Source organism: Emticicia sp. (assembly GCF_043780375.1).
Lineage (GTDB): Bacteria > Bacteroidota > Bacteroidia > Cytophagales > Spirosomataceae > Emticicia.
In genome coordinates this window covers 25,586-42,457 of sequence record NZ_JAYWCU010000061.1, presented here as the reverse complement: position 1 = coordinate 42,457, position 16,872 = coordinate 25,586, and the positions used below count along the sequence as shown (strand labels likewise).

Below are 16,872 nucleotides of genomic sequence, written 5' to 3'. Positions count from 1 at the left end.
CCCATCAAAATAACCAATATTGCTAAAGGCAAAAGTACGGCTACTTCTGTTCCGTTTACATCTTTAAACTTTGCCGTAACTTTGTTGCTTTCTCCAAACATTGAGCGTTGCATCAAGCGGAGCATATAAACTGCTCCTAAAATAATAGTCAAACCAGCAATTGCTCCGAGCCAAACATTTTTATCGTATATACTTTTCAGCAATAAAAACTCTCCAACAAAACCATTGGTTAAAGGCAAAGCAACACTTCCAAGCATGATAATCATAAAGTAAATGCTGAGGGCAGGTGTTTTTTGAGTAATGCCGCCTAAAGCACTTAAATCTCTTGTATTGGTGCGGTCATAAATAATTTTGATAATGAAGAACAAGCCAACAGCATTGATTCCATGAGCAACCATTTGTAGCATTGCTCCTTGAATACCATTCAAAGTTCCTGAAAGAACCCCGGCTGCCATCAAACCCATGTGAGCAAATGACGAATAAGCAATTAAGCGTTTGATATTGTTTTGTTGAATTGCAATGACCGACCCATAAATCAAACCAATAACTGAAAGTATCATTCCGAATAAACCCCAATTGGCTACACCCGCCGGAGCAAGGGGAAGTAAAATACGAATTAGTCCATAAACCCCCATTTTTGAAAGCAAACCAGAGAGCAACATTGTAGCTGGTGTTGGCGATTCGGTGTAAGTATCGGGTTGCCAAGAATGAAATGGCAAAACTGGCATTTTTATAGCAAATGCTACGAAAAATGCCCAAAATAATAAGTTTTGATTTACTGGTGAAATGAGTTTTGCAGTTGTATAAAGTTCTTGAATATTTGCTGTTGCTCCTTGAATATACAAATAAACGATGGCTACCAACATAAACAAACTTCCAAACATTGTATAGATAAACATCTTGAAAGTAATGCGTGGAGCATCTTTTCCTCCCCAAATTGCCGCTAAAAAGTAAACAGGAATCAAAGCAGCTTCAAAAAAGAAGTAAAATAAGAATAAATCTTTTGCCATAAATACGCCCATCAATGCCGTTTCTGTTAGAAGAATAAGGGCATAGAATGTTGCATGATTTTTGTAAGAATATTTATAAGTCGAAAGAATGATTAGCGGCACTAAAAATGCAGTCAAAGTAATCATTAGTAAGCTAATTCCATCAATACCGATATGAAAATTGATGTTTAAATCTTTCATCCAAGTATATTTTGCTTCAATTGGAACAAGGGGATTGAAGGTGGCAAAAGCATAAACCGCAACTGCAAATGTTACCAATGATGAAACAATAGCTACATTTTTAGATGTACTGACGTTACTTCCTTTCAACAATAATAGTAAAATACTACCAATAAGGGGTACAAGTATGAGTGTTAGTGCTAACATTCGGAATTATTTTTATGTAGTTACCTAATCGAATTGATTGTAACTTATGATACAAAATCTATTTTATTTAATGCCAACAAACGCTTTGATTGTCTCTAAAACTTGATAACCAAGATTGATGCCTAATATAACAGCGATACCGATTACCATTGCAAATAAATAGAAACCTGTTCCGCCTGCTTGTAATTTTTTTGCTTTATTACTAAAATTATTGACAAATCCACCAATGCCATTTACTACGCTGTCAAATCCTTTTGGTTCAAAAACATTAGTAAATATGTTTGATAAACGCTTAATTGGACTGACAAAAGTTGCCCAGTAAGCCTCATCCACGTAATATTTATTGTAAATTGTTTTTTGCAAACCAGTAATTTCTGAATCTTCTACTGGTACGTTTTTGCTATTGCTAAATCTTGTATAGGCATAAAATATTGAAATAGCTGCTGCTGCTACAGAAATTCCCATCAACATCCATTCGGTTGAATGGTCGATTGCTGCTGCACCAAATTCAGGATTCACGGCTTTTGAACCTACATAAATTGGATTCAAGAAATCTGCTAACGCGTGAGGAAAATGAAAAATTTCGGGCATTCCAATAAAACCTCCAACGACTGAAAGTGCTGCCAAAACCATTAAAGGAATGGTCATGCTCGAAGGTGATTCGTGTAAATGATGTTCTTGCTCGGATGTTCCCCTGAATTTTCCTGTAAAAGTTAAGAAAAACAAACGAAACATATAAAAAGCTGTCATCATTGAAGTAAGTACAGCCAAAGCCCACATCAATTTGTTATGTTCGTAAACATGAGCCAAGATTTCATCTTTCGAGAAAAAACCTGCAAATGGTGGAATTCCAGAAATGGCAATTGTGCCTATCAAGAAAGTAATCGCTGTGATTTTTATTTTACCCCAAAGTCCTCCCATTCGACGAATATCTTGCTCGCCACCCATTGCGTGAATCACACTACCTGCTCCTAAGAATAATAATGCTTTGAAAAATGCGTGTGTAACAACATGGAAAAACCCTGATGTATAAGCCATTACGCCCATTGCCATAAACATATAACCCAATTGACTAACGGTTGAGTATGCTAAAATTTTCTTAATGTCATTTTGAAAAATACCGATTGTAGCAGCAAATAGGGCAGTTGCGAGTCCAATCCAACCAACAAATTCGAGGGTTTGAGGAGCAAGCGTATAAAGAATATTTGAACGAACAATCATGTAAAGTCCAGACGTTACCATCGTAGCGGCGTGAATCAAAGCCGAAACGGGTGTTGGCCCAGCCATTGCATCGGGCAACCAAGTATAAAGTGGAATTTGAGCTGATTTTCCCATTGCACCAATAAACAAAAGTGCTGTAATGGCAACAATTGTAGCATCACCTACCGAAAAACCTTTAGCTTTTTCAAATACTTCGAGGTACTCGACTGTTCCAAAATGATTGATAATTAAGAATATACCAATCAAAAAGCCTAAATCACCCACACGGTTCATGATAAATGCTTTGCGAGCGGCATTACCATATTCGAAGTTTTTGTTCCAAAAACCTATCAATAAGTATGAACAAAGTCCGACACCTTCCCAACCAATAAACATCACGACATAGTTTGAACCCATTACGAGCAGCAACATCGAAAATAAGAAAAGATTGAGAAATGCGAAGAATTTGCCGTAACCGTCGTCGTCGTGCATGTAACCCATTGAGTACACATGAATGAGAGTTCCTACGCCCGTTACTACGAAAAGCATCAAAATTGACAGTTGGTCAATTTGAAAAGAGAGGTTAATATTCAGTTTTCCGACAGTTATCCAATCAAAAATGTGAACGATAATAGGTTGGCTTGTTTCCGAAAATTGTTGGTATGCCAAAAAGGCAAATACAAACGAAAGTAAAGAAGCTCCAACGCCTATTGCACCTGCGATATTTTTTGGTATTTTACGAAAACCAAGCCCATTGATTAAAAATCCGATGAGTGGAAATAAAGGTATTAGTGAAATTATTGACATATTTTAATGTACTTAATTTTGCTTTTTAATAATGTCTTTTCAATCTTTTGCTTGATATTAGCAAGAGTAATGACCGAGTATTTACTTTTTGAAGCCTTTTTTATCTTCGCATAAATTTGGAGCTGCAAAGAGATTTGCTGTGATAAAATCTACCATTTCAATTTATCTAAAAGACCTACATCAATAGAGAGGATATTTCGGTAAATCATTACGATAATTGCCAATCCAACTGCTACTTCGGCGGCGGCAACTGCCATGATGAAAAAGACAAAAACTTGTCCAGCAGGATCGGAGCGATAGGCAGAGAATGTAACCAATAATAAATTTACGGCATTAAGCATTAACTCAACAGACATGAATATAATGATGGCGTTACGACGAATCAGCACACCTACTATGCCAATGATAAACAAAATACTTGATAACAAAACATAGTTTATCAATGGAACTTTCTGAATAATGTCGGGTATTTGACTTTGCATTTCAATTAACAGTTATCAAGTCGTTTATTACTTAAAATAGAAGATTTTTTTTAATATTTCTGCAAAAATAGGAAATATTCACTTTTATAAAGTGCTTTTTAAAGAAAATTGTTAGATGTTGAGGCATAAAATTATTTATCGAGCATCATTTTCAATTTTATCTCGGTTAATTTCCTTTTTGTATCCAGCGGAAAATCGCCATTTATCATCCAATCATAATATTGTGGCTCTTGTTTTAAGACCAATCTGACTGGTTTTTTGTTGTGTTTGCCAAAATTAAATAGAATTTCGCCTTTATCATTCATCATCATTCTTTGAGCAAAGTCAACAATATTGGCTGAGGTTAGCTGATGCAATACATCCATGTCGTTTTTTACTGGTTCATACTCTTCTCCTTTATCATTTTTGAGTTTTATACCTTCATATTTTTCTACTTGAGAGCAGAGCACTTCCAAAGTTGCTAAGGTATCTACTTCTGCACTGTGTGCATTTTCGAGGGTTTTATGACAGAAGAATTTATAAGCTGCTGAAAGTGTACGAGGTTCCATCAAGTGAAAAATTCGTTGAGCATCAATCAATTTTCGAGTTTTTGTGTCAAATTCTATATCAGCTCTCAAAAACTCTTCTACTAACATTGGTACGTCGAAACGATTGCTATTGAAACCAGCCAAGTCGCAACCTTCAATAAATTGTGCCAAAGCCTTCCCTATTTGCTTGAAAGTTGGAGCATCTTTCACATCATCGTCATAAATTCCGTGAATCAAGCTCGTTTCCAACGGAATCGGAATGCCAGGATTGATGAGTTTTGTTTTGACTTCAACAGTACCATCAACTTTTGCTTTGGCAATACATAATTCAACGATTTTATCTTTGGCAACATTAACTCCAGTAGTTTCGAGGTCAATGACAGCTAATGGTTTACGGAGTTTGAGTGAATGAGTGAGCATTTGGATGGTTTTTATTTCGGTGATGCAAAGTTATAAATTATATCAGAATTTCAGCGGTATTGTCAATGATTTGGAAGAAGGAATAATTTGCCTTAGAAACAATAGACAAAAAAAGTCAGCATAACAACAATGTTATGCTGACTTTATATATAAGATTAAACTTATTATCCAATCATCAATGACTCACGTCTTCTCATTTTTCCTGCTGGAATTCCGAACATCATCTTGAAACGACGGCAGAAATAAGCAGTATCTTTATAGCCAACTTCATGCCCAATGGCACGAATACTTTTCTTAGAAGTACGCAACAAGGTAACTGCCGACTCCATGCGTTGATATTCGATATAATCTTGTGGATTGATACCCGTCAGCATTTTGAAATACTGTCCTACGTAGTCTTCCGAAACATTGGCAACGTTTGCCAATTGTTTGTTTGACAAATCGCCAGGTAAACTATTTTTGATATAAGTAAAAATATCAATCAATCGGGGGTCTTTAAAATAGGTGCTATTGGTAGCTAATTGCTCAACAAACATTCTGTTTTTCAAGATATGACGAACAATCTCAATGACAATCTCTTCGGTTTTGTTTCTAATTACTCGTCCACGACCTGCATCGTCCGAGAAATCTTCTTTCAAAATATCATGAATCAACGAAGCCAACTTAGTGTGGGCTTTGATGAAAAACGGTGGAATATCTAAGGAAGTGAAGAAGTTTACCGAATCAAAAACTTTTGCCTCAAATGCTATCAAACCAAAAGAGTTTGGTATTTGTCCGATTGTATTTGGGTCGGTCATTGAGTCGAAATAACTTTCTCGACGAGTCATAAATTCCTCGTACGATACATTTTTTGGCTCACCTTCGCCGTAAGTGAGTGTAGCGGCTTTTCCACCGGGGATAAAGAGTAAATCGCCTGGCATTACTTTTTCTTCGTTGCCTGCTAATTTCACTTCGCCATTATACAAAACAAGAATGGTGTTTTCAACATCATATACATTCTTGATTTTGATTGTTTGCAGGATTCTGATATGGCGTGCTTTGGCAAACTTTACGCCAAGTGATTCAATAATTTTATTATAGTCTTCCATGGTGAAAGAAATTTTTTCGTTGTTGCTTAGAATATTAACTGCAATGTATTAACTAATTTGGACAAATCTAATATTTTCACTATTTTTTTTTAACAAACAAAAATTAGATAATGTTCCTTTCGTCATACAGTTTGGCAAAAATTAGACCAATTTTCTAAAAATAATCTAATTTTATTTAAACTTACTTAATGATACCTTTATTGTGTGTAGTAGTAAAATTCCACTATTTCGCATAAAAAAAGGCTCAAATAGAGCCTTTTTTAGTACAACGTTTTATGTGTTTTGTTCAAAAAATTTTGTTAAACTATCTTTCTTAAGATTTTGAATTATGCCATTATTACAGCCTCTTATAAAAAATTACTAAGTATTCTGTAAAGTATTATACCAATAACAATGCATGCGGCATATTTGAAATTGTCAGTTTGATAAAATTTCTTTTTCGTTATAATTCTCTAAAGTTTATAAATAGTTCTTTACATTCAACAAAAACCATCAATTTTTCCCCCCACTTGTCTGTGTGCCAGCAGGTTTGTTTTTCTGTGCTTCTTGCATAGGATTTGACCCTTGCGGGAATCTGCGTTGTTGTTGCTTAAATGCCTGAAACTTTGTTGGTTGCTGAGGTTCACGAGGAAACGAATTGTTTTCGGTGTCAATATCAGCAATTTCGTAGAATGGGTCGAGCGTAAATTTGGCAACTTTTTTCTTTGTCGGAATGGTCTTTTTTACTTCTTTGTCATTCAAACGCCAAATTTCTGCTGGAATTCTAACGATTTCGCTTGTGCCATCTTCAAAATCCATTTTGAAGATTACAGGCATTGGTAAGCCACCTTTGTTTTTTACAGTTAGTACATAATAATTCATTCCTGACTCTAATAGCTTACGCTCATCTTCGCTCAAACTTGCCTTATATTGCTCCGATTTTTGCTTATCGGCATCTGTAACGGCAAATCTATTATAAGAATTATAAAAATCTCTCATCGTAGAATCTGCCTCAACAACTGTCTGCTTGATATCAGTTTTATTACGAATATTGCTTAAAGTTTCATGTTTTGCATCGAAATCTGCTTTTTCGGATGTTTTTTTTGCTGTTGCGTCTTGGCTATCGGCGGCATACCATTGTACTTCGGCTAAATCTTGATCGGCAGGCTCAACACCATAGAACCAACCTTTCCAGAACCAATCCAAATCCACGCCTGAAGCGTCTTCCATTGTGCGGAAAAAGTCGGAAGGACTTGGTGATTTAAAGGCCCAACGACGAGCATATTCTTTGAAAGCATAATCGAATAATTCACGACCCATCACCGTTTCACGCAAAATATTTAAACCTGTGGCAGGTTTTGCATAAGCGTTTGGCCCAAATGCCATAATATTATCTGAACTCGACATGATTGGCACTTGTTGCGATTTGTCGGTTTTCATGTAAGGCACAATGTTTTGAGCCTCGCCTCTGCGAGAAGGAAAATCTCTGTCCCACTCTTGTTCTGCCAAATATTGACAAAAAGTATTCAACCCTTCATCCATCCACGACCATTGGCGTTCGTCAGTATTAACAATCATGGGGAAGAAATTATGCCCAACTTCATGGATAATTACGCCAATCATGCCTGCCTTTGTCTGCTCGGAATAAGTTCCGTCAGCTTCTGGGCGACCACCATTAAACGAAATCATTGGGTATTCCATACCACCACCCGCTGTTGCATGGCAAGAAATCGCTACTGGATAAGGATATTGTATGGTACGATTTCCGTAGCTTCTCAAAGTATGCTCAACTGTACGGGTAGAATATTGCCCCCAAAGAGGATTTCCTTCTTTAGAATAATATGACATTGACCAAATCTTACGTCCATTATTATAAATATCGGTCTGCATGGCATCCCAAATAAATTTGCGAGAAGAAGTAAACGCAAAATCACGTACATTTGTTGCTTTGAAAACCCAAGTTTTCTTGCCGTTTGGCTTCGCTTTCTCGGCAGCAATTGCTTCATCTTGCGTAACAATTACAATTGGCGTTTTTGAAGTTGCTGCTTGTTGCAAACGCTTCGCTTGTGCTGCGGTAAGCACTTTGTCATAGTTTTGACATTCGCCCGTTGCACCTACAACGTGGTCATTTGGAGCGGTAATTTCTACTTTATAATCACCAAAAGGCAAAGTAAACTCGCCTTGACCCAAAAACTGCTTGTGTTGCCAGCCGTTTACATCATCATAAACTGCCATGCGAGGAAACCAGTGTGCAATAAAATAGTTATAGTTACCATCTTTGGCAAAAAACTCCATGCCCGAACGACCATAATAATCTGTAATCAAATAATTCCAATCAATCCGGAATGCGTAAGAAAGGCCAGGTTTCAAAGCTGTTGGGATTTCAACTCGCATCATGGTATTGTTGATGGTGTATTTCAAATCCATGCCTGTTTTTGCATCTTTCACAACTAATATTTTATAGCCATAACTTTTAGCACCATCAATTGATGTATTGACCGAACGAGTGCCTCCAATGCCTTGAATTGCTCCAAAACTCATTTGGTCGCTCATTCCCCCCGTTTGCGTAAGGGCGTTGATAGAGTTTTTCTCAAACAAATTTTGGTCGAGTTGAAGCCACAAATAACGCAATTCGTCGGGCGATTTATTGGTATAAGTAATTATCTCTGTGCCAATAATTTTCTGGTTTACATCATCCAATTCTACTTTAATGTCATAATCAGCTTTTTGTTGCCAATAATCTTTTCCTGGAGCACCCGAAGCCGTGCGATAGGTATTTGGCGTAGGCAATTCTGTTCCCATTTGCTCAAAACGAGTGTTGGCATTATACGGAGTTGTAGCTGGCTGTTGAGCAATGGTTATTAATGTGGTAAAAAGCATTAAAAATATACCACACAGAGTTTTTAAAAATCGTAGTTTTTTCATTGAAATGATGAAGAGTTAGTAAACAACAAAGATATAAAAAATGTAGGAAGTTACTTTGAAACAAGGTGTTTTTGTGAAATTTTGAGATAAATCGGCAATTATTTTCGACGAGGCTTGAAAGTCAAAGCTGCCACAACGGCAATTTCGATATTTGCCCCACCTGGCAGATTTGCTACGCCAACAGTAGTGCGGGCTGGAAAATCGCTTTTAAAATATTTGCCATAAATTTCATTTACCTTGGCAAAATTGTTTATGTCTTTGATATAAATGGTCGTATTTACAATGTCTTCCATGGTTGAGCCAGCAGCTTCTACCACTGCTTTAATGTTTGCCATGATTTGGATCGTTTCTGCTTCGAAACCACCATCGACCAATTTTCGATTAGCTGGGTCTAAACCAATTTGACCTGCAACAAAAAGCAAACCGTTAGATTTGACACCTTGACTATAAGGAGCTATGGGAACTGGAGCTTTGTCGGTTTTGACGATTTCTTTGTGTTGAGCAAAACAAAAATAGCTAATAAAAATAGCAATTGAGGTAAAAAGAAAATTTTTCATGTTGAGATAGGTGATAAGGGATTTGAAAGTATTGACATTGCAAAAGTAAGATAAAAGTTTTTAGATCTCACATCTTGAATCCTGCGTCACTCATCTATTTTCTTTGTAACTTGCTTCAAATATCAAAACCCTAAACCCTAAAACCTATGAATTTAGAAACTGTTTTTTCTATTGTAAATACCCTGGTGCTGCCACAGTGGCTATTGATGATTTTTGCACCCAATTGGCGGTGGACACAAAAGTTAGCCAATTCTTATCTCATACCTTTATTATTGGCAATTGTTTATGCCTATTATATTTTTACAGGTTTGGGCGACTTAGATTTTTTGGCATTTAGTACACTTGCTGGTGTAATGAAACTATTTACTATCGAACAAGGGGTTTTAGCAGGCTGGATTCACTATTTGTGCTTTGATTTAGTGACAGGAAGTTGGATTTTCAAAGATTCGCTCGCAAGAGGTAATAACCGAGTTGCCATTGGAATCTGTTTAATGTTCTGTTTTATGCTTGGACCAATTGGCTTGCTACTTTATTTGGGAGTTAGGAGGTTTGCGTAATAACATAGTAAAACAAAATGCTCCTTTTCTTTCCCCTCAAAACCCTTGTTTTCTAACAAAAAAAACGTACCTTTGCACTCCTTTTTGCAAAGGAATTTAATAATTTCACCCAATTTCAACTTACATTGTCCGATAAGTTGATGTACAAAGGACTGTTTATCAATCTATTATGGCAGCATCACTTGCAGATTTTGACTGGGAAAAGGTCACAAAAAAAGGTATTGGCGGAGGCTATTCAGCCGACGAAAAAGCAACATTAGAAGCACTTTACAGCGAAACCCTCGCCAAAGTTGCTGAAAAAGACGTAGTAATGGCAACGGTTGTTGGAATCACTGACCGTGAAGTATTACTAAACATTGGTTTTAAATCGGACGGTTTAGTTTCGATTTCTGAGTTCCGTGATCTTCCAAATCTCGCTGTAGGAGACCAAGTGGAAGTTTTCATCGAAAAACAAGAAGATGCTATGGGACAATTGGTTATCTCTCGCAAAAAAGCAAGAGTATTGACCGCTTGGAGCAACATCGAAAAATCATTTACTGAAGACGCCATTATTGACGCTTTAGTAAAACGCCGTACAAAAGGTGGTTTGATTGTAGATATTTATGGAATTGAGGCATTCTTGCCAGGTTCACAAATTGACGTGAAACCAATTCGTGACTTTGATATTTTTGTTGGTAAGAAAATGGAAGTTAAGGTTGTGAAAATCAACCATACCAACGATAACGTAGTAGTTTCGCACAAAATTCTTATTGAGAAAGACCTCGAAACACAACGTCAGGTTATCCTTACTAACCTTGAAAAAGGACAAGTATTGGAAGGTGTTGTTAAAAACATTACAAACTTCGGAGTATTTATTGACCTTGGTGGCGTAGATGGACTTTTGCACATCACTGATATTTCGTGGGGCCGTATCAACCATCCAAACGAATTGTTGAAACTTGATCAACGTATCAAAGTTGTAGTTTTAGACTTTGATGATGAGAAAAAACGTATTTCGTTAGGTATGAAGCAATTAGAAAACCATCCTTGGGATTCTTTGGCTGCCGAATTATCAATCGGTTCGAAAGTAAAAGGTAAAATTGTAAACATCGCTGATTACGGTGCTTTCTTAGAATTGAAACCAGGTGTTGAAGGTTTAATTCACGTTTCAGAAATGTCATGGTCGCAACACTTGCGTAACCCATCAGATTTCTTGAAAATCGGTGATGAAATTGATGCAGTTGTATTAACTCTTGACCGTGATGATCGTAAAATGTCATTGGGTATCAAGCAATTGACTGAAGATCCTTGGACTAAACAAGACCTTATCAATAAGTATGGTGTGAATACAAAACACACTGGTACTGTGCGTAATATGACTAACTTCGGTATTTTCTTAGAATTAGAAGAAGGTATTGATGGTTTAGTTCACGTTTCAGATTTGTCTTGGACGAAGAAAATCAAACATCCATCTGACTTCGTGAAAGTTGGAGATGCTCTTGAAGTAATGGTATTAGAATTAGATGGCGAAAATCGTCGTTTAGCATTGAGCCACAAACACTTAGAAGAAAATCCTTGGGATACGTTTGAACATATCTTCACTGTAGGTTCTGACCAAGAATGTACAATTATCTCTAAAAATGATAAACAAGCAACACTTGAACTTCCTTACGGAATCGAAGGTTATGCTTTGTTGAAGCATTTGGCTAAAGCTGATGGCACTGTTGCCGAAGCAGGGGAGCGTTTGACATTCCAAGTGTTAGAATTCCACAAAGAAGAAAAGAAAATCATGCTTTCACACTCTAAAACTTGGGAAGCTCCTAAAGAAGAAGAGAAGAAAGAAGCTAAGAAAAAAGGCGGAAAAGAAGCATCAACATCTTCTACGTCATCAAACAATGATGACAAAGCCACTCTTGGAGATTTATCAGCACTTTTAGCTTTGAAAGATGCAATGGTAGAAGGCGAAAAGAAGAAACTTTCTAAGAAAAAAGATGCCGCTGTGGATGCAGCCGCTGTGGACGCAGAAGTTGCTGCTCCAGTTGAAGTAGTTGCAGAAGTTGCTGCTGCTCCAGTTGAGGTAGTTGCAGAAGTTGCTGCTGCTCCAGTAGAAGTAGCTTCAGAAACTGCTGAAGTTTCTGAAGTTGCAGTAGAAGATGCTCCTGCAGAAGCTTAATAAGTTTCTCGTTGGTATATATTAAAAAAGGCTTCTCGCAAGGGAAGCCTTTTTTGATTGTAAACCTATATTGTAATAAATTTTCACTGCACAACTCCCTCATCTGTCAAAAATTTTCCTATATTAAAATATTCACAGTCAAGCAATTCTATTTCTTGGTTCCAGTTTTTGGTTAGCCAATCTTGGTCTTTGGTAGCTACCATTACTTTTTGATGTTTAGTAAAAATCCAGAATACTTTTTCTACGCCAAAGTCGAGTAGTTTATGGGTTTTGGTAAAAACATAACCAAAATCTTTTTCATCAGATAAATCTATGCGAATATCAATTTCAATAGCAATTTTTGGAGCTACTTCAACATAACGAGTATTGATTTTTTCAGGAGAAAGTACATTTTTTTCATAAATATAAATATCGCCCGAAAGGTTATTTCCTTTATCAAGATGTGTGCCTATTTCGTTTGTTAAGAAATGGTATTTTTTTCTTCCTATTTTGAGATAAAGCACCTCTAATAAATATTGAATGATAAACGATTGTAAGCCACTTGCTCCCATAATTTCTTCACTTGTTTTTTTATTTGTCAAAACATCTTTGTAGCCTTTATAATAGAGAGGTCTTCCGTCCATTATTTCATAAATAAGGCTTTCGGGTATTGGTTTAACTCTATTTTTTTGCTTTGATTTTTCTGAGGTGAGCATATCAATTCTATTTATTAACCGAAAAGTAGGTAATTAATTTTGTTTTTCAAAGTTTTGTGAAAATCCACAATTTTGTAAAATTCAGGCTATTCCCCCTTTACCATCACCCAAATATTACTACTTCGTCCTTTGTCGTCGGTGCAAGATATTTTTAGTTTCCCGATACTTGGTATAAAGAAAAATGGCTTATTTGATGATGTTTTTTGCAAAAGTTGGTCATTTATATACCAGTAAACTTCTTTTACATCGTTGGCAGTTTGACAAGCCAATTGCATTTGTTGAACATCGTTTTTATTGATAAAATATTCACTTCCATTATTCGGATTGGTAATAATAGGAGCATTATTAACAGTCTTGAAAACCCTCGTGCAAGTGGGGTTATGAGGCGGAATTTTCTCATAAAGAATATGTTTCAACTCATAAAAACTAATCAATTCTGGGGCATAATTTGTATGTAATTTTTCTTTATAATTAGCATCAATTGGCAAGCATTGTGTGCAGTAACTCATTGACTCGGAGTTGTTTACGAAAAATTTCTTGATGTGAATACACTTATGGGTATGTGAAATTCCTTTGATAGAATAATCTAAAATTTTATTGCTGCAATATTCACTTGGTAAATCGCCCGATTCGGCACAAACTTGGCGAGAAACTACCTCTTTGGGCTGCCGAAACCATTCGCCCGAAGTATTATAATCAATAGTATTGAAAATCTGAAAAAGCAAAGGTGTTGCAATTTCTGCTCCACTTAGTTCGGAAACTCCTTCACCCGAAAAATTACCTACCCAAACTCCAATTGTATATTTTTTATTATAGCCAATACTCCACGCATCACGCTTTCCAAAAGAAGTGCCAGTTTTCCAAGCGATTTTTGGCAAACGATAAGTATAATCAAAATTATTAGGTAAATCTGGTCGCTTGATTTGAGCCAAAATTTCGGTGATTAGGTAAGTAGCAGATGGCGAAATAAGTTGTAAAGACTCTTTTCTTGAGAAAAATTTATCATTCGTCATGCTACATTTACTCCACATTCCATTATTAGCAAAAGCTGCATATAGTTGTGTCATTTCTTCGAGGGTTACACCACAGCCTCCCAATACGATTGAAAGTCCCAAATCTTTCTCTTGTTTCCTAATAGTCTGAAAATCAGCCTTTTCTAATTGTTCAATCAAATTGTTTTTTCCTAAATCTCGCACAATTTTTACAGCTGGAATATTCAATGAATTGGCCAAAGCAAACTCAATCGAAACTTTTCCGTTAAATTTTCTGTCAAAATTTTCTGGTTCAAAGCCATTAAAATTTGTCGGCACATCATTAATAATATTTTTTGGTGTAATAATCCCTTTGTCGAATGCTGTTGCGTACAAAAGGGGCTTTAAAGCACTTCCAGGCGAACGAATTGCCTGTACACCGTCCACTTGTCCACCATCGAAATTATCATTGAAACCAGCCGAGCCAATGTAAGCTTCTATTTGCATGGTTTCGTTATTGATGACCAAAACCGCTGCATTATGAATATTCATCGCTCGTGTGCGATTGACATAATTTGAAACCATCTGTTCGACCTTAGCTTGTGTGGCTTGCTTGATACTTGACTGGATAATGGCTTTGTCAGGAAATTGCTTTTTTAGTCGAAGCGAAAGATGGGGTGCATCTTTGGGTGCTTCATGACGAAAAACAGTTAGAGGTTCTCGTAAAGCATCATTAATAGCCTGATTATCAAACAATTGTGATTGTTTAAAGCGTTTCAGCCATTTGTTTCTTTCTTCAACAATCAACGGGTTCTTTGTGCCTAATTTCAAACTTGTTGGGCGATTTGGAATAATGGCAAGTGTAGTTACTTCTGCCAAACTTAGTCTATCGGGTGATTTTTGAAAGTATAGATATGCAGCCGATTTGATGCCTTCAATGTTTGAACCATAAGGAACAAGATTGAGGTACATTTGCAGAATTTCGTCTTTTGAATAGAAAATTTCTAATTGAATTGCCCGAAAAATTTCAGCAATTTTATTGAAATAGGTTCTTTCATTTGGGTTTAACATTCTGACTACTTGCATCGTAATTGTACTTGCTCCCGAAGTTCGGCGACTTTTCGTCAAATTATTAATAATTGCTCGACAAATCGCTACAGGATTTACACCAAAATGATATGGAAAATATTTGTCTTCCTTAGCAAGAATTGCCTTTCGGAGCGTAGGAGTAATTTCTCGAAGTTCAACAAACATTCGCCATTTTTCGTCTGGACTCAAAAAAGCGTGTAGCATAACTCCGTTGGTGTCTGTAATGAGCGTCGAATAGTTGAGCTTAATTTTTGGTGGAAAAATGAGATTGAGTAATACTAAAATACTTAGAAAAGCTAAAAATACTTTTGCCCAGCGAGTTTTTAGAAATAATTTAAGTTTTGGGGTTATTCTTTCAAGCATAAAAATAATAGTACACTAATGGCACGAATTAAACGAATTTATGCGAATTTTATGCAAATTATTTTAAACACTAAACCCAATTTCATGAATATCAAACTCAAATCTCAACTCCGAAAAATTACAACCTTTATTTTTGATGTAGATGGTGTATTGACCGATGCAACCGTAATTGCCTTGAGAGGAGGAGAATTAGCAAGAGTTTTTAATGTAAAAGACGGCTATGCTTTAGGGAAAGCAGTAAGGTCTGGTTACAGAATTGCCATTATTTCGGGAGGAAAAGACGAAAGTATTCGTGAAAGACTTTCACCTTTTGGCATAAAAGATATTTTTTTAGGTGTAAATACGGACAAAAAACTATCGGTTTTTGATAAATATATAGAAGAAAACAATATTTTGGCAGACGAAATATTGTTTATGGGAGATGATTTGCCCGACTGGGAAATTATGAAATATCGGGCGGTTTTGTCGGCTTGCCCTTCCGATGCGGTTGAGGAAATAATTGAAGTGGCAGACTATAATTCGACCCGAGTTGGAGGCGATTGTGCCGTGCGTGAAGTCATCGAATTGGTAATGAAAGAACAAGGAAAATGGATGAAGATTTTTTAAGACAAATTCTTATACTATACGTTTGATGATTCAAAAATTACCTTTTATGTAAATATTGAATAATAAATCTCACCTTACTGTATGTTTACTCAGCTTTTGAGCTAAAACTATCTCATTGAAAAGCTAAACAATATCTAAACCAATACAAAAACATGTTTTTTTTAACAATCGGTGTTATTATCGTGATAGTAGGATTTGCTATCAACACCCCATCATTACAATTTTCTCGTTTTTCTCGCCCGCTCAAAGTGGTGGGTATTATTTTGATTATTTTAGGATTAGCCTCGTCTTCAGTTAAACAAATTGATGCTGGCAGAGTGGGAGTACCGTCGCTTTTTGGCAATGTACAAGAAGGAATACTTACAAGTGGACTCAACATTATCAACCCATTGGTAGAAGTTGCCGAATTTGACACCCGTACTCAAAACTACACAATGTCGAGCGTCCACGATGAAGGTAAACAAACAGGTGACGATGCTATTCGTGTGCTTTCGTCTGACGGCTTGGAGGTTGTTATCGACTTAACAGTTCTTTACCGAGTTCAACCCGACCAAGCACCAACAATTTTGAGAAAAATTGGTAAAGAATATGAAGATGTAATCGTGCGTCCAATTGCCCGTACCCGTATCCGTGATATTGCCGCTTATTATGAAGCAGTGGCATTGTATTCTACTAAAAGAGATGAGTTTCAAGGAAGAATCTTTAAAACAATTGAAACTGATTTCAAGGCAAGAGGCTTAGTTTTAGAGCAATTATTGGTCAGAAACATCAATTTGCCCGAATCAGTTAAGAAAACCATTGAGTCGAAAATTAATGCCGAGCAAGAAGCTCAAAAGATGCAGTTTGTATTACAAAAAGAAAAGCAAGAAGCCGAACGTAAGCGTGTAGAAGCACAAGGTATTTCGGACTATCAAAGAATTATTACTACTACTTTGACTGATAAACAGTTGCAGTATGAAATGATTAAAGCTCAAAAAGAGATTGCTATTTCGCCTAATACTAAGGTAATAATTATGGGAGGGAAAGGCAATACGCCAATGATTTTGAACGACAAGTAAAGTATCGATTCTATTAAGCA

The 16,872-nt window shown here is 36.4% G+C and carries 13 protein-coding genes; 4 read left to right on the top strand and 9 right to left on the bottom strand.

Annotated elements, in window-relative coordinates; all coding sequences use genetic code 11:
• The 7 genes from ACH2CJ_RS04415 to ACH2CJ_RS04385 form a co-directional block, all read right to left on the bottom strand.
• Window positions 1-1,376: NuoM family protein (locus tag ACH2CJ_RS04415; protein ID WP_394991012.1), on the bottom strand; the 1,376-nt coding region annotated here is incomplete at its 3' end.
• A gap of 63 nt (window positions 1,377-1,439) precedes the next feature.
• Window positions 1,440-3,383, bottom strand: a complete 1,944-nt coding sequence (gene nuoL, locus ACH2CJ_RS04410; RefSeq protein ID WP_394991010.1) for an NADH-quinone oxidoreductase subunit L — start codon at window positions 3,381-3,383, stop codon at window positions 1,440-1,442.
• A 149-nt stretch (window positions 3,384-3,532) separates the two neighbouring features.
• Complete coding sequence (gene nuoK, locus ACH2CJ_RS04405) at window positions 3,533-3,865, bottom strand: NADH-quinone oxidoreductase subunit NuoK (RefSeq protein WP_394991009.1); 333 nt, start codon at window positions 3,863-3,865, stop codon at window positions 3,533-3,535.
• A 131-nt stretch (window positions 3,866-3,996) separates the two neighbouring features.
• Window positions 3,997-4,812, bottom strand: coding sequence for an exonuclease domain-containing protein (locus tag ACH2CJ_RS04400; RefSeq protein WP_394991008.1), 816 nt, complete (start codon window positions 4,810-4,812; stop codon window positions 3,997-3,999).
• Between the two features lie 164 nt (window positions 4,813-4,976).
• Window positions 4,977-5,900 (bottom strand): helix-turn-helix domain-containing protein, encoded by a 924-nt coding sequence (locus ACH2CJ_RS04395; protein WP_394991007.1) that lies wholly within the window; start codon window positions 5,898-5,900, stop codon window positions 4,977-4,979.
• A 492-nt stretch (window positions 5,901-6,392) separates the two neighbouring features.
• Window positions 6,393-8,759, bottom strand: a complete 2,367-nt coding sequence (locus ACH2CJ_RS04390) for a M1 family metallopeptidase (protein ID WP_394991015.1) — start codon at window positions 8,757-8,759, stop codon at window positions 6,393-6,395.
• 143 nt (window positions 8,760-8,902) lie between these two features.
• The gene (locus ACH2CJ_RS04385) at window positions 8,903-9,361 is read right to left on the bottom strand and encodes a RidA family protein (RefSeq protein WP_394991006.1); all 459 of its coding nucleotides are present in this window, start codon (window positions 9,359-9,361) and stop codon (window positions 8,903-8,905) included.
• Between the two features lie 146 nt (window positions 9,362-9,507).
• On the opposite strand from ACH2CJ_RS04385, the gene ACH2CJ_RS04380 reads away from it, so the two are divergent.
• Both ACH2CJ_RS04380 and rpsA read left to right on the top strand, forming a co-directional pair.
• Complete coding sequence (locus ACH2CJ_RS04380) at window positions 9,508-9,918, top strand: ABA4-like family protein (protein WP_394991005.1); 411 nt, start codon at window positions 9,508-9,510, stop codon at window positions 9,916-9,918.
• 169 nt (window positions 9,919-10,087) lie between these two features.
• Window positions 10,088-12,070, top strand: a complete 1,983-nt coding sequence (gene rpsA / locus ACH2CJ_RS04375; protein ID WP_394991004.1) for a 30S ribosomal protein S1 — start codon at window positions 10,088-10,090, stop codon at window positions 12,068-12,070.
• 83 nt (window positions 12,071-12,153) lie between these two features.
• Here rpsA and ACH2CJ_RS04370 read toward each other — a convergent pair whose 3' ends face one another.
• Together ACH2CJ_RS04370 and pbpC are read right to left on the bottom strand one after the other, a co-directional pair.
• On the bottom strand, window positions 12,154-12,765 hold the full coding sequence (locus tag ACH2CJ_RS04370) for a Uma2 family endonuclease (protein ID WP_394991003.1): 612 nt from the start codon (window positions 12,763-12,765) through the stop codon (window positions 12,154-12,156).
• An 86-nt stretch (window positions 12,766-12,851) separates the two neighbouring features.
• Window positions 12,852-15,188, bottom strand: a complete 2,337-nt coding sequence (pbpC, locus tag ACH2CJ_RS04365) for a penicillin-binding protein 1C (RefSeq protein WP_394991002.1) — start codon at window positions 15,186-15,188, stop codon at window positions 12,852-12,854.
• A gap of 84 nt (window positions 15,189-15,272) precedes the next feature.
• Here pbpC and ACH2CJ_RS04360 point away from each other — a divergent pair, with 84 nt between their 5' ends.
• Both ACH2CJ_RS04360 and ACH2CJ_RS04355 read left to right on the top strand, forming a co-directional pair.
• The gene (locus ACH2CJ_RS04360) at window positions 15,273-15,794 is read left to right on the top strand and encodes a KdsC family phosphatase (protein WP_394991001.1); all 522 of its coding nucleotides are present in this window, start codon (window positions 15,273-15,275) and stop codon (window positions 15,792-15,794) included.
• A 152-nt stretch (window positions 15,795-15,946) separates the two neighbouring features.
• The gene (locus tag ACH2CJ_RS04355; RefSeq protein WP_394991000.1) at window positions 15,947-16,852 is read left to right on the top strand and encodes a prohibitin family protein; all 906 of its coding nucleotides are present in this window, start codon (window positions 15,947-15,949) and stop codon (window positions 16,850-16,852) included.
• Window positions 16,853-16,872: the final 20 nt, after the last annotated feature.